The organism is Aquitalea sp. ASV15, from assembly GCF_016429115.1.
Lineage (GTDB): Bacteria > Pseudomonadota > Gammaproteobacteria > Burkholderiales > Chromobacteriaceae > Aquitalea > Aquitalea magnusonii.
Genome location: NZ_JAELTZ010000004.1, coordinates 47,425 through 60,919 on the forward strand (window position 1 = coordinate 47,425; position 13,495 = coordinate 60,919).

Consider the following 13,495-nt stretch of genomic DNA (forward strand, 5'->3'; position numbering starts at 1 on the left):
CGCAGGCAGGCCAAGCCCCAAACGCAGCGATTTTCCGTTAACTTGCATGGAAATCACTGACTAAAACGTCATCAACAAATGGTTTGAGGAAAGAAACGAAATCCAGGTGGGCCGGGTGGTGCAGATAAGCATCACGGGCGGCCGCGTCGGCAAAGCTTAACAGCCAGCCGTGGGTGAAACCCTGCTGCAAGCCTTCCGGGCTGCAATCCGGCCCGCCGGCAAAGGACTGGATGCCGGCGATCAGCGCAGGCAAGGCGGCAAAACGCCGGCTGATTTCGGCAATGTCGGACGGCGTGGACGCCGCGGTAAAACGCAACAACACCACATGATGCAGCATGCCAGCTCCTTGGCGGTGGAAGCTGCCATCCTACCTGCCATGAGGCGGGCTGGCGAGGGTTGGCCAGACCAGCAGCCCAGCCGGCCGACCGTGGCCGGCGCAGCCTGCTGGCCAGCCATGGCGCCAATCAGGCGCTGTGGGAGCCGTTTTCCGGTTCGGCGGAACGCTCGCGCTGGAAAATCACGCTGAAGGTACTGCCCTTGTCCGGTTCGCTCTTGATATCCAGCCTGGCGTTGTGGCGGGCAATCACATGCTTGACGATGGCCAGGCCAAGGCCGGTGCCGCCATTACCACGCGAACGGCCACGATCCACCCGGTAAAAGCGCTCGGTCAGCCGCGGGATATGCTCGCGCGGAATGCCAATGCCGCTGTCCTTGACGGAAAAACGCAGGCGTTCGCCTTCGGCCTTCCACGACAGGGTGATGGCGCCGCCTTCCGGGGTGTAACGCACGGCATTGGATACCAGGTTGCCAAACGCCGAATGCAGCTCCTGCGCACTGCCCCACAACCACTGGCTGCAATCCCTTTCCAGCCGGATCTGGTGCCGGCCCTGCGACAGGCCTTCGGCCTCCACCATCAGGGTATCCAGCATCAGCTGCATGTTGACCTTTTCCGCCACCGCGGCCTTGGGGCTGTTTTCCAGCCGCGACAGGGTCAGCAGATCTTCCACCAGGCTTTGCATGCGCCGCGACTGCTCCATCATCATCGGCAGAAAGTGGCTGAGCGTGGCCTGATCCACTTCTTCCATGTCGGACAGCGTCTCGAGAAAACCGCCCACCACCGTCAGCGGCGTACGCAGTTCATGCGAAACATTGGCGACAAAATCGCGATGCACGGTCTGCACCCGCTCCAGCGAAGTGATGTCGCGGCTGAGCAGCAATTTGCGCGTGGAATCGAAGGGCACCAGCTGCACCGAGATCACCAGCTCGCGCGGCTGGGTAAACTGCAACACCAGCGGCTGACTGAAGCTGGCGTTTTTCATGTAGGCATGAAAGCTGGGCTGGCGAATGAGATTGAGAATCTGGTTACCCACATCCTGCTTGCGGTCCAGGTTCAGATGCTCCATCGCCATCGGGTTGATCCACTCGATACGGTCATGCTCGTCCAGCACCACCACCCCATCCGGCATGGCCTCGCCGGCATTGATGAAGCGCTCCAGCACATTGGTCAGCTTGCGCTTGCTCTGCATCTGGGTACGCATGGTGCGGTACAAGGTCATGAACACCGTATGCCAGGCACCGAAACCATCCGGCACCCGTTCGGCCGTGGGGTGGTCAAGCCAGCGCAGCAACAGGGCAATGTGATAGAGATGAAATCCCAGCCAGGCCAGCAGGCTGAGACAGGCAGCGATCAGGCCTTCAATCGGGCCGCTGAAGGCCCAGAAGCCCAGGCCGATGAAGAGGATGACAATCAGCCAAACCAGGGTACGCTGCAGGAATTCTCGCAAGACTGCCTCACTGCTGGGTGGAGAAACGGTAACCTGTGCCGCGAACGGTCTGAATCAGGGCATCATGGCCAGTGGTTTCCAGCGAACTGCGCAGACGGCGGATATGCACGTCGACCGTACGCTCCTCCACGAAGACATGATCGCCCCACACCTGATCCAGCAGCTGGGAACGCGAGTGTACACGCTCCGGGTGCGTCATGAAGAAATGCAGCAGGCGGAATTCGGTCGGCCCCAGATCGATGGTGCCGCCATTGCCACTGACGCGATGGGTGATCGGGTCCAGCCGCAAGCCCTGCACCTCGACCGCATCATCGGTCATCTGCGGCGCGCGGCGACGCAATACGGCCTTGATGCGGGCCAGCAGCTCGCGCGGCGAAAAGGGTTTGGTGATGTAGTCATCCGCACCGGACTCCAGCCCGGTAATCTTGTCCTGCTCGTCGGAGCGGGCAGTCAGCATGATGATGGGGATGTGCTTGGTGCGTTCGTCCGAACGCAGGCGCTTGGCGATATCCACCCCGGAAGCACCCGGCAGCATCCAGTCCAGCAACACCAGGTCGGGCAGTGCATTGCGCACCAGGGTCAGGGCAGCTTCGGCCGTGCTGGCGCGCAAGACGTGATGCCCCGCCTGGGTGAGGTTAAAGGCGATCAGTTCCTGAATCGCCGGTTCGTCTTCAACAAGCAAAATATTGGCAGCCATGTATCGGTCCAGTCCCGGTTTGATTATGGCAAGGATAAAAACCAGCGATTACAGAAATATGACATTTCTTAAATAGTTGCCGAAACTTTTACCGCACGCGCCAGCACAGGGGGCAAGGCTGTCATCTTGCCATGCCTGGCCCGGAAAACAGGCAAAAAAAACGGGCCTGCCACAAGGCAGACCCGGAATGGCCTTCGTCAAAAATTTGTTTGTCTGACTTGAGACCAGGGACAAAGAGATCACCAGGACAGTTTCAAACGGGTTACATGCAAATAAACCCATCAGCAACGAATCCGGACAAGAGCCATCCCGGCGGGACAGTGCCGAAACAGCTCTGATACGGCAGGCATTGTACGGAGCTGGCAGCAATAATTTAATGTGAAAATATGGGATTTTTCGCATTAATGCCTTGTAAAATGGCTTTTTTAAGCCATGAAACTTTCGATTCGTAGTATGGATAAATTCGACAAAAAAATTCTGGCTGCCCTGCATGAAAATGCCCGTATCAGCTTTGCCGAACTGGCGCGCCGGGTGAACCTGTCGGCACCGGCCATTGCCGACCGGGTGGCCAAGCTGGAAGCACAAGGCGTCATCACCGGCTACCATGCCCAGATCGATCCGGCCAAGGTTGGTCTGCCCATTTTCTGCATGATCGAGCTGACGGTGAAACATCTGGAGTACTACGTGGTGCTGGAAAGAATCCGCAATATGCCGCAGGTACTGGAGTGCGCCTCCATCACCGGCACCAGCGGCCTGATGATGAAAGTGGCAGTCGACACCATGCCCAGCCTGCAGGCACTGATTGCCCAGTTGATGCAGTTTGGCGATACCAAGACCTCCATCATCATCGACATGCCGGTTGCACCGCGCATGCCGCAACTGCTGCAGGACGACTGAAAGCCGCGGCCGACACGGCCGACACGGTGCATCCCAGGCAAAAAAATGGCCGAAGAATCGACGATTCTTCGGCCAAACTCTTGGGAGAGACCATATAGAAGCACATCTACGAACGAAGCACCCAGGCAGGCATCTTCTGACCAATGCCTGCCGGGTTTACTGCACCGGTTTCCCCCTGGCGGTTCTGACGCCGCCAGGGAGAAACGGATTACTTGGCAGCCACCCAGGCCAGCGAGGTGTCCAGCATGCGGTTGGCAAAGCCCCACTCGTTGTCGTACCAGGACAGTACCTTGACTTCGCGGCCAGCGATGACGCGGGTCAGCGTGGAATCAAACACGCTGGAAGCCGGGTGGTGCAGGAAGTCACGCGAAACCAGCGGCAGGGTGTTGACGGCCAGCACGCCAGCCAGACGGCCCTTGGCAGCGGCGGTGATCAGCTCGTTGACCTCTTCCACCGTGGTATCGCGCGAGGAGGTGAAGGTCAGGTCGACCAGCGAGACATTGCTGACCGGAACGCGGACGGCAAAGCCATCCAGCTTGCCCTTGAGCTTGGGCAGCACCAGGCCGACGGCAGCGGCGGCACCGGTCTTGGTCGGGATCATCGACACGGCGGCAGAACGGGCACGGCGCAGGTCGGAGTGATCGGTATCCAGCAGCACCTGGTCGTTGGTGTAGGCATGGATGGTGGTCATCAGGCCACGTTCGATACCGATGGTATCGATCAGCGGCTGTACCAGCGGAGCCAGACAGTTGGTGGTGCAGGAAGCGTTGGAGACCACGGTCATGGCGCTGGTGAGCACATCGTCGTTGACACCGAACACCACGGTGGCATCGGCATCGTTGGCCGGAGCGGAAATCAGCACGCGTTTGGCACCGGCTTCCAGATGCAGGGCGGCCTTGTGGCGTTTGGTGAAGATGCCGGTACATTCCAGTACCACGTCCACGCCCAGTTCCTTCCACGGCAGCTCGGCCGGGTTGCGGATGGACAGCAGCTTGATCGGCTTGCCGTTCACCACCAGGGCATCGCCTTCCAGTGCGATGGTGCCACCGAAGGGGCCATGCACGCTGTCAAAGCGGGTGAGGTGTTCGTGCAGTTCCGGCTTGCCCAGGTCATTGATGGCCACGATCTCGATATCGCGGTCAGCAAAGCGCTCCTGCCAGGCGCGGACCACCATGCGGCCGATACGGCCGTAACCATTAATGGCAACTTTCAACGTCATGATGCATCCTCCAAAATGATAATGGCGCAAGGTCATCTAAGCGTGCCCTGCGCCATTCAATTTCTGCTCCTTTTGCTCTGTAAGCAAGTGACTACAAAAGTAGTGTGCAGGCTACCAACAAAGCGGTGAAATCCTTGTCAGGCAAGGCCCGCCGCCCTGTAGTGCCCGGCTGTGCTCAGGCCTGTAACAAACTGGCAAAAGGAGCAGGGTCTTCTGCCAATACCACATGTAGCAGATTGCCGGAAAATGTGGTCACGCCACGCGCGCCCAGGGCGTGCAGGGCCTGTTCATCCACCAGGCTGGCATCGGCCACTTCCACCCGCAGACGGCTGCCGGCCACGGCCTCCACATGTTTTACATTAGCTGCTCCGCCCAGGGCCAGCAGCCAGTCGTTACGCTGGCCACTGCTGGCCACGGCCTTGACGCTGCTCACCACCGCCGCCGGGGCTGCGTTATCCGTCACCGCAACACCCTGCTGCAGGGCCGTGCGGATTTCATCAGAGATCAGATCGGCCTCCGGCCCCAGCACGACCTGCACACTCCCAGCCGCCGGCTTGATCAGCCCACGCGAGCCCAGGGCCTTGAGCGCAGCCTCGTCCACCTTGGCGTTATCCGCCACCTGCAGGCGCAGACGGGTGGTGCAGGCATCCACCGCTTTCAGGTTGGCCGCCCCACCCAGCGCCAGGATGAAGCCATGTGCGCGCGCCGATCCCGCAAGCACTTGCACGGCGACTTGCGGCGCATCTTCCCGCCCCATGGTCTGCAGATTGAATTTGCGGATAAAGAAGCTGAACAGGCCGTAATAGATGACGAAATACAGCAGGCCCACCGGCAGCAGCAGCAGCGGTTTCTGGGCAATGCCGAAATTGAGCAGGTAGTCGAACAGGCCGGCGGAGAAGCCAAAGCCCAGGTGCACGCCCAGTGCATACATCAGCGCCATGGCAACACCGGTCAGCACGGCATGAATGGCATACAGCACCGGCGCGAGGAACATGAAGGCGAATTCGACCGGTTCGGTCACCCCGGTCAGAAAAGCCGTCAGCGCCATCGAGAACAGCACGCCGCCGACCGCGGCCTTGTTTTCCGGCTTGGCGGCACGATACATGGCCAGGCAGGCCGCGGGCAGGCCGAACATCATCACCGGGAAAAAGCCGCTCATGAACATGCCGGCGCTCCTGTCGCCCGCAAAGAAGCGGGTGAGGTCGCCATGAACCAGCTTGCCGGCCGCATCGGTGTAATCACCCACCTGGAACCACACGATGGTGTTGAGGATGTGATGCAGGCCGGTGACAATGAGCAGGCGATTGAGCACACCGTAGATAAACAGGCCAATCTCCCCCACCCCGATCAGCCACTTGCCCAGCGCGTCGATGCCGTTCTGCACCGGCGGCCAGGCCAGGCCCAACACCACGCCCAGCAGCAGCATGGCAAAGCCGGTGGCAATCGGCACGAAACGCCGGCCACCGAAGAAGGCCAGATAGGTGGGCAGCTTGATGTCCTTGTAGCGGTTGTACAGCACACCGGCCACCAGGCCGGCCAGAATGCCGGCCAGCACCCCCATGTTGATGGCGAAAGGCTTGCCCGCGGGATCGAGATGCACCAGCGACTTGAAGGCATCGTAGCCCAGCAGCGTGTCGGGCATCACTTTCAGCACCGCGGTCAGCACCATATAGCCGATGGCCCCGGCCAGACCGGCGGCGCCATTATTGTCGCGGGCAAAGCCCACGGCCACGCCGATGGCAAAAATCAGCGCCAGATTGCCGAAAATGGCATCACCAGCCTGCGCCATCACCTTGATGTCCAACAGATCGGGCTGGCCCAGCCGCAACAGCAGGCCGGCCACCGGCAACACGGCAATCGGCAGCATCAGGGCACGGCCCAGCTGCTGGATGCCGGCAAACTTGTTTTGTGTACTCACCTCTACTCCTCCTTGGGTTTATCGGATGGCCTGACGGCCATCCTGTTTTGTCCGCAAGCCGGCTCAGGCAGCCGGCCAACAGTGTTGTGCGCGTTGACGTACTTCGCTGGCAGCCGTCAGCCGCTGCATGGCGCTTGCTTCGCGCTGGCATTCGGCATAGTCCAGCCCGCGGATGCGGCTCTTGATCTCCGGCACCAGACCGGGGCTGACCGACAGCTCGCTCACCCCCAGTCCGACCAGTACCGGCACTGCGACCGGATCGGAGGCCAGCGCACCGCATACGCCCACCCACTTGCCATGCTGGCGTGCGCCCGCCACCGTCATGGCGATCAGCCGCAGCAGCGCCGGGTGCAGGGCATCCATCCGTGATGCCAGCGTGGCATTGCAGCGGTCCATGGCCAGGGTGTACTGGGTCAGGTCATTGGTGCCGATGGAGAGGAAGTCGGCATGGCGGGCCAGCTGGTCGGCCAGCAGGGCGGCGGCAGGCACTTCGATCATCACCCCGAGCTGCGGACGCTCGCTCAAGCCCAGTTGGCCGGCCAGCAGCTCCAGCCGCTGTCGTACCCGCAACAGTTCGTCCACTTCGCTGATCATCGGCAGCAGGATGCGCAGCCGTGACTGCGGCTGTACCGACAACAGGGCATTCAGCTGCAGGTCGAGCAGGGCCGGGTCGGCAAAGCCGCTGCGGATGCCACGCAAGCCCAACGCCGGATTTTCCTCGGCCGGCAGCTGCAGATAGGGCAGTTCCTTGTCGCCCCCCACATCCAGGGTGCGGATGATGACGGGACGTTCCGGCATGGCATCCAGCACCGCCTGATAAGCCTGTTGCTGCTCGGCGGCATCCGGTGCCTGCTGCCTGTCGATAAACAGGAATTCGGTGCGGGTCAGGCCCACGCTGTCCGCACCATGGCGCAGGCCGTCGCGGGCTTCATCGGCATTGGCAATATTGACGGCCACCTCGATGCTGACGCCGTCCAGCGTGACGGCTGCGGCATTGGCGCAGGCCTGCATGTGCTGTCGTCGCTGGGCCAGCGCGGCGATGCGCGTGGCCGCCTCGCTCAGGGTGCGCTCATCCGGAGCGGGATGGCAGCAGCCCTGGCTGGCATCCAGCAAGACCTGTTGCCCGCTGTGCAATTGCAAGGCGGCAGGCCCGCAGGCCACCAGGGCCGGAATGCCCAGTGCCCGCGCCAGAATGGCCACATGTGCCGTGGCACCGCCGGCGGCGGTCAGCATGCCGGCCACCTTGTCCTGCGGCAGGCTGGCCAGCTGGGACGGGGCCAGGTCTTCCGACACCAGGATGACCGGGGCGCTCAACTGTAGCGCCTGCTTTTCCTCGCCCAGCAGGATCTGCAACAACTGGCGCTGCAGATCGCGCAGGTCGGCAATGCGCTCGGCCAGCAGCGGATTACCCAGCGCCGCCAGCAACTGGCACTGGGTACTGATGGCCTGGCGAAAGGCAAAGCCGGCGCTGTGACCGCTGGCGATGCCCTGCTGGCTGGCCTGCAATAGCTCGGGGTCATCCAGCAGGGCCAGATGAGCGGAAAAGATTTCGCTTTGCGTGAGGGCGCCACGTCGCTGGGCATCGTTGACCGACTGGCTCAGCCGGCCACGCAGCTGTTGCAGGGCCTGCTGCAGCAAGTGTGTTTCCCGCTGCGCATCCTCCGCCCATTGCAGTGGCTCCGGTTCACTCATGTCGAGTCTGAGTACCGGGGCGATGGCCAGCCCCGGTGCGGCGCACACGCCACTCAGCAGGCCCGCCGCCACCGCTGCCGGTTGCGCCACCGGCGATGCCGGGGCATGCCCGCCCTGGCTGCGGGTCTGCAGCGCGGCAATGACGGCGGCGGCGGCGGCGGGGGCATCGCTGCCCTGTGCCAGCACCTCGACATCGTCCTGTTCGGCGACACCCAGCGTCATCAGCGCCACCATGCTTTTGGCGTTGGCGCGCTGCCCCTTGAACGCCACCTGCACCTGGGCGGCAAACGGCCGTGCCGCATTCTGTACCAGTGCGGCCGGGCGGGCATGCAGGCCACCGGCATGTCGTACCGTGGCATGCCCGCGGCTTTCGCCTGCCGGCGTGCTGGCAGGGCTGCTGCTGGCAGCTGGCAAGGCATGCAGGCGCAGCAGCGGTGTTTGCCCGGCCTGCGCCAGCCCGCTGGCGCGTTCGGCCAGCTGGTAGTGTTCACCATTGGCAATCACCAGCATGCTGATCAGCGAGGCGGCCCGGCGTGCCACGGCATCCAGATCGACCTCGATCAAGGGCTGCCCCTGCCGCACGCGGTCGCCCTGCGCCACCAGCGCGGTGAATCCGGCTCCAGCCAGCTGCACGGTGTCGATGCCGACATGCAGCAGGATTTCCGCACCATTGGCGGCGGTCAGCGTCAGGGCATGGTGGGTGCGCGCCAGCTGGCTGATCACGCCATCACAGGGAGCAAGCAGGGTGGAAGACAGGGGTTCGATGGCCAGGCCATCGCCCATCATCAGGCCGGCGAACACCGGATCGGGCACTTGCGGCAAGGGCAGCAGCGGCCCGCTGAAAGGGGCCATGAGTTGCAGCGAAGGGTTCATCGACATCCTCCTGTCTAAGCCAGGAGGTGCCGTCCCGCGGGGAGGACTCCTGGCGTTCAGGCCGCGCCGGGTCGGCTGCACCAACAACAGGCGCAAGCCGGGCCGGGCACGGCGCCAAACCGTGTCTGTTCTGTCACTGGCTGCCGGCTGGCAGCCATGTCTGGAGCAGGCTTCAATGCGTGCGCGTTACCTTGGACAGATGACGCGGGGTATCGGGATTGAGGCCACGCGCCTCGGACAATTGTGCGGCCATCAGGTAGAAGCTCTGGATGGCCAGCAAGGGGTCCAGCGCCTCGTCATCCGCCACGCTGAGAGTCAGGTCGCGGCTGGGCTCATCGGCCGGTGCGGCCAGCAGCACCCGCGCACCACGGCCACGCATCTCGGCGGCCAACTCGATCAGACCCTGTTGCTCCGGTCCGCGCGGCGCAAACACCAGCAAGGGGTAACCTTCGTCAATCAGCGCCATCGGGCCGTGCTTGATTTCCGCGCCGGAGAAGGCTTCGGCCTGGATGGCGCAGGTTTCCTTGAACTTGAGCGCCGCTTCCAGCGCCACGGCAAAGCCAAGGCCACGCCCCACCACCATGATGCGTTCGGCGGTGGCCAGCACCGGGATGGCTGCGCTCCAGTCCTGGCGGCAGGCTTGTTGCAACTGGCCGGGCAGTTGATCCAGTGCCCGCAGCAAGGCGCTGTCACCCTGCCAGTGCGCCACCAGCCGGGCCACGGCAGAGAGCGAGGCGATATAGCTCTTGGTGGCGGCCACGCTCTTTTCCTCGCCGGCGCACAAGGGCAGCGACCACTCACAGGCAGCCGCCAACGGCGACTCATGCTTGTTGACCAGGGCCACCGTGCGCGCTCCGGCAGCGGCTAGGCGGCTCATGGTGTCGATCAGGTCCGGGCTTTGGCCGGATTGCGACAGGGCCACCGCCAGTTGTCCCTTCACCGCCAGCGGCGCGTGGTGCAAGGTCACCAGCGACATGGGCAGGGACACCACCGGCACACCCAGGCGCTGCATGGCCAGATAGGCAAAATAGCTGGCGGCATGGTCGGAGCTGCCGCGTGCCACCGTCAGCGCCAGCGTGGGCGGAGTGGTGGCCAACTCGCGCCCCAGCACGGCCAGGCCTTCATCGGCATACATGTGTTGGGCGGCCACGGCATCCGCCGCAGACAGGGCTTCTTCATACATCAGAGACGACAAGGTGTTCCCCTTCCAGATAGACATCCAGCAAATTCATGGCTTCATCCAGCACCAGCACATCGGCCCAGGCTCCCGCCTGCAGCCGGCCGCGGTCGGCATGGCCCAGATAATCGGCCGGATACAGCGACAGCCGGTGCGAGGCCTCGGCCAGCGGCAGGCCGATGGACAGCAGATTGCGCAAGGCCTGATCCATGGTCAGCGTGCTGCCCGCCAGGGTGCCGTCGGCCAGCCGCACCCCACCCAGGCATTTGTGCACGGTATGTGAGCCCAGCTTGTATTCGCCGTCCGGCATGCCGGCAGCGGCGGTGGAATCAGTCACGCAGTACAGGCGCGGAATGGCGCGCAAGGCGGTGCGGATGGCGCCGGGATGCACATGCAGCAGGTCCGGAATCAGCTCGGCATAGTCGGCATGAGCCAGTGCCGCCCCCACCATGCCCGGCTCGCGGTGATGCAGGCCGCTCATGGCATTGAACAAATGGGTAAAGCCGGCAGCGCCCTGCTGCAGCGCTTGCACGCCATCTTCATAACTGCCCAGGGTGTGGCCGATCTGCACCCGGATGCCGGCATCGCTCAAGGCGCGGATGATCTCCATGTGGCCGGGGATTTCCGGCGCCAGCGTCAGCAGGGCAATCGGGGCCAGGCGGCCCAGCTTTTCGATTTGCGACAGCACGGCGCGACAGGCATCGTCCGGCTGCGCGCCCAGCTTGCCGGGATTGATGTAGGGGCCTTCCAGATGCACGCCCAGCAGCCGTGCCATGCCGGGGCTGCGCTGGCGACAGCAAGGACCAAGCGCGGCCAGCACGTTTTCTATCTCTTCCATGGGGGCGGTCATGGTGGTGGCCAGCATGGCGGTGGTGCCATGCCGCGCATGCAGCCGGGCTACCGCTGCGGCCGCCTGGCCGCCTTCCATGATGTCTACCCCGCCGCCGCCATGTACATGCAGGTCGATAAAGCCGGGCAGGATGTAACGCTCCACTGCGTGGCCGGAGGCCAGCCGGCCATCGATGGCGGCGATGCGGCCATCCGGGCCCAGGGTGATCGTGCCGTCCAGCCAGCCCGTGCTGCTCAGGATGCGGCCCTGCAGTACATGTCGTGTCGTCATCGTCTCAGTTCAGCGACAAAGTCGTAGTAGTCGTTACGGCAATAGGTGTCAGTCAGCTCTATCGCCAGATTGTCGGCATTGAAGCCGATGCGGGTAATCAGCAGCATGGCCTCGCCCTGGCGGATGCCGGCCAGCGCCGCGATCTCCGGCGAGGCATTCACCGCGCGGATGTGCTGCAAGGCACGCACCACCGAGTGGCCGGCAGCATCCAGGTAGGCATACAGCGAGTTGCCCACTTTATGCGGCTCTGGCAGATAAGCCACTGGCAATGTGGTCATCTCTATCGCCATCACCACGCCGTCCGCCAGCCGCTGGCGCTTCAGCCGTGCCACCTGCGAGGTGGGCGACAGCCCCAGCTTGATCACCTCGTCATTGCTGGGCGGATGAATGCCCCGCTCCAGCCATACCGACGAGGGCTCGAAACCGCGCTGCCGCAACTGCTCGGTAAAGCCGGTCAGGCGCGACAAGGGTTGTTCCAGCCGGGGCGTGATGAAAGTGCCCGAGCCGTGACGGCGGCGAATCAATCCCTGTTCCAGCAATACATCCATGGCTTTGCGGGCGGTCACCCGCGAAATGCCCAGTTCTTCCGAAAAGGTCCGCTCCGATGGCAGGGCCTCATCGGCCTGCCACCAGCCGGCATTGATGGCATCGGCCAGCTTTCTGGCCAGTTGCAAATACAACGGGGTGGTGGACTCCCCTTCCGGTTTAAGTGCGCTCCAGCGATTTTCCATAAGCGGTCTGCATGTGGTCTTGACGATAACAGGCTCAATATCGCATTCATCGCCGGCTGCGCCTAGCGGCTGGATTGCTGATGAAGTTAATACCACTTAAATACCACGTCAATACCAATTTTCTCAAACTCCCGGTAAACAGCTGGGCAAAGGCAGGACGACAGGTAGTAGCTGCCGCCAGCGCCGTGGGCTTTTCCCACAGGGCTGGCAAGCTGCCATATCAAATATCAGCGGTAATTGGTATTGAATTGGTAATAAATAACGAGCTAAACCGTGCAGAGCCTGCGGCCCGGGCCGACAGGCCGGACATGGTCTTGTCCAGCACAGGGCCGTGGTGGCATGGCGGTGCCAGCGTGGTCAGAAAACCACAACAACTGGTATGAAGGGATGAGCGCGCAATCGCGCACATGAAAAAGGGCCGCTGCGCATGCAGGGCCCTTGGCAGGGGGAGTACAGCGGCCGTCCAGCGCCGCAAGGGGGGATCAGCGCTTGCGCCAGCTGATGAGAATGACCCCGGACAGGATGATGACCATGGCGATGATTTCCTGCTGGCCGACATGTTCGCCCAGCAGCACTACCCCCAGCATCACCGCAATGATGGGGTTGACGTAGGCATAGCTGGTGGCCGCTGCCGGCGATACCGTCTTCAGCAGATGCAGATAAGCGCTATAGGCCAGCATGGAGCCAAAGATCGACAGATAGGCAATGGCTGCCCAGCCCTGCCAGGACGGTGGCGCAGCCAGCCGCTCGCCCACCGCGGCACTGCCCAGCAGCAAGGCGAGGCCGCCAAAAATCATCATCCAGGCACTGCCCATCGGCCCCTTGGGCTGCACGATGACCCGGCTCCAGGCCGAACCCAGTGCCCAGCCAGCCGAAGCAAACAGCAGCCAGAATGCCCCCAGCGGGCTGGCGCGCAGATTGGAACCCAGATTCAGCACCAGCATGCCCAGCATGCCCAGCGCGATGCCCGCCCACTCGCGCCGCGTGGCGCGCAGGCCGAAACAGAAGCGGCCAAACAGCACGGTAAACAGGGGCACGGTGGCCACCACCAGCGCCGCCACTCCGGAGGACACCTGTTTTTCTGCCAGGGTGACAAAGCCATTGCCGATGGCGGGCATCAACACCCCCAGAATGGCGGCCCCGCGCAGCTCCTGCCGGCTGGGCAGACGATGGCCACGCAGCAGCAGAAAGGCCAGCATCACGCTGCCGGCAAACAGGAAACGCAAGCCAGCCATCATGAAGGGTGGCCAGGATTCGATGCCGATGCGGATGAAGAAATAGGTGGAGCCCCAGATCACATACAGGGCGAAGAAGGCTGACAGGGTCAGCATGGACAGCGAAGCGTGGCGGGAAGACATGGCGGACTCGGCGATACTGGCCGCCTACC

The 13,495-nt window shown here is 63.1% G+C and carries 12 protein-coding genes; 2 read left to right on the top strand and 10 right to left on the bottom strand.

Going from position 1 to position 13,495, the window contains the following annotated elements:
* Positions 1 to 37 precede the first annotated feature (37 nt).
* The 3 genes from JHD64_RS02730 to phoB form a co-directional block, all read right to left on the bottom strand.
* Positions 38 to 337, bottom strand: coding sequence for a Dabb family protein (locus tag JHD64_RS02730; protein WP_059284685.1), 300 nt, complete (start codon positions 335 to 337; stop codon positions 38 to 40).
* A gap of 127 nt (positions 338 to 464) precedes the next feature.
* The gene (gene phoR / locus JHD64_RS02735) at positions 465 to 1,784 is read right to left on the bottom strand and encodes a phosphate regulon sensor histidine kinase PhoR (protein ID WP_059284684.1); all 1,320 of its coding nucleotides are present in this window, start codon (positions 1,782 to 1,784) and stop codon (positions 465 to 467) included.
* A gap of 7 nt (positions 1,785 to 1,791) precedes the next feature.
* Positions 1,792 to 2,481, bottom strand: coding sequence for a phosphate regulon transcriptional regulator PhoB (gene phoB, locus JHD64_RS02740; RefSeq protein WP_059284683.1), 690 nt, complete (start codon positions 2,479 to 2,481; stop codon positions 1,792 to 1,794).
* Between the two features lie 453 nt (positions 2,482 to 2,934).
* Between phoB and JHD64_RS02745 the strand changes: the two genes are divergently transcribed.
* Positions 2,935 to 3,378 carry an Lrp/AsnC family transcriptional regulator gene (locus tag JHD64_RS02745; RefSeq protein WP_059284682.1) on the top strand — a complete coding sequence of 148 codons (444 nt, stop codon included), beginning with the start codon at positions 2,935 to 2,937 and terminating at the stop codon, positions 3,376 to 3,378.
* Between the two features lie 208 nt (positions 3,379 to 3,586).
* Here the strand turns inward: JHD64_RS02745 and gap are convergent, their stop codons facing one another.
* From gap to JHD64_RS02775, 6 genes are all read right to left on the bottom strand, one after another.
* The gene (gene gap / locus JHD64_RS02750) at positions 3,587 to 4,597 is read right to left on the bottom strand and encodes a type I glyceraldehyde-3-phosphate dehydrogenase (RefSeq protein WP_199052176.1); all 1,011 of its coding nucleotides are present in this window, start codon (positions 4,595 to 4,597) and stop codon (positions 3,587 to 3,589) included.
* Between the two features lie 175 nt (positions 4,598 to 4,772).
* The gene (gene nagE, locus JHD64_RS02755; protein ID WP_199052177.1) at positions 4,773 to 6,515 is read right to left on the bottom strand and encodes an N-acetylglucosamine-specific PTS transporter subunit IIBC; all 1,743 of its coding nucleotides are present in this window, start codon (positions 6,513 to 6,515) and stop codon (positions 4,773 to 4,775) included.
* 63 nt (positions 6,516 to 6,578) lie between these two features.
* Positions 6,579 to 9,080, bottom strand: coding sequence for a phosphoenolpyruvate--protein phosphotransferase (gene ptsP / locus JHD64_RS02760; RefSeq protein ID WP_199052178.1), 2,502 nt, complete (start codon positions 9,078 to 9,080; stop codon positions 6,579 to 6,581).
* Positions 9,081 to 9,252: 172 nt separating this feature from the next.
* A complete protein-coding gene (locus tag JHD64_RS02765; protein ID WP_082693500.1) occupies positions 9,253 to 10,275 on the bottom strand; it encodes an SIS domain-containing protein in 1,023 nt (340 codons plus the stop codon).
* The gene (nagA, locus tag JHD64_RS02770) at positions 10,256 to 11,377 is read right to left on the bottom strand and encodes an N-acetylglucosamine-6-phosphate deacetylase (protein ID WP_059286462.1); all 1,122 of its coding nucleotides are present in this window, start codon (positions 11,375 to 11,377) and stop codon (positions 10,256 to 10,258) included. Before nagA ends, JHD64_RS02765 begins: the two co-directional genes overlap by 20 nt.
* Positions 11,374 to 12,108, bottom strand: coding sequence for a GntR family transcriptional regulator (locus tag JHD64_RS02775; RefSeq protein ID WP_059286461.1), 735 nt, complete (start codon positions 12,106 to 12,108; stop codon positions 11,374 to 11,376). The genes nagA and JHD64_RS02775 overlap by 4 nt, the downstream gene beginning before the upstream one ends.
* Positions 12,109 to 12,188: 80 nt before the next feature.
* Here JHD64_RS02775 and JHD64_RS02780 point away from each other — a divergent pair, with 80 nt between their 5' ends.
* Positions 12,189 to 12,491 (top strand): hypothetical protein, encoded by a 303-nt coding sequence (locus JHD64_RS02780; RefSeq protein ID WP_199052179.1) that lies wholly within the window; start codon positions 12,189 to 12,191, stop codon positions 12,489 to 12,491.
* Positions 12,492 to 12,590: 99 nt separating this feature from the next.
* Here JHD64_RS02780 and yedA read toward each other — a convergent pair whose 3' ends face one another.
* Positions 12,591 to 13,466, bottom strand: a complete 876-nt coding sequence (gene yedA, locus JHD64_RS02785; protein WP_059286460.1) for a drug/metabolite exporter YedA — start codon at positions 13,464 to 13,466, stop codon at positions 12,591 to 12,593.
* Positions 13,467 to 13,495 lie beyond the last annotated feature (29 nt).

What these genes read in the sequence shown, in the direction of transcription:
- phoB (WP_059284683.1), bottom strand. Translation starts at nt 2,481, where the DNA reads ATGGCTGCCAATATTTTGCTTGTTGAAGACGAACCGGCGATTCAGGAA.
- JHD64_RS02745 (WP_059284682.1), top strand. Translation starts at nt 2,935, where the DNA reads ATGGATAAATTCGACAAAAAAATTCTGGCTGCCCTGCATGAAAATGCC.
- JHD64_RS02780 (WP_199052179.1), top strand. Translation starts at nt 12,189, where the DNA reads ATGAAGTTAATACCACTTAAATACCACGTCAATACCAATTTTCTCAAA.
- nagA (WP_059286462.1), bottom strand. Translation starts at nt 11,377, where the DNA reads ATGACGACACGACATGTACTGCAGGGCCGCATCCTGAGCAGCACGGGC.
- JHD64_RS02730 (WP_059284685.1), bottom strand. Translation starts at nt 337, where the DNA reads ATGCTGCATCATGTGGTGTTGTTGCGTTTTACCGCGGCGTCCACGCCG.
- yedA (WP_059286460.1), bottom strand. Translation starts at nt 13,466, where the DNA reads ATGTCTTCCCGCCACGCTTCGCTGTCCATGCTGACCCTGTCAGCCTTC.
- ptsP (WP_199052178.1), bottom strand. Translation starts at nt 9,080, where the DNA reads ATGAACCCTTCGCTGCAACTCATGGCCCCTTTCAGCGGGCCGCTGCTG.
- JHD64_RS02775 (WP_059286461.1), bottom strand. Translation starts at nt 12,108, where the DNA reads ATGGAAAATCGCTGGAGCGCACTTAAACCGGAAGGGGAGTCCACCACC.
- gap (WP_199052176.1), bottom strand. Translation starts at nt 4,597, where the DNA reads ATGACGTTGAAAGTTGCCATTAATGGTTACGGCCGTATCGGCCGCATG.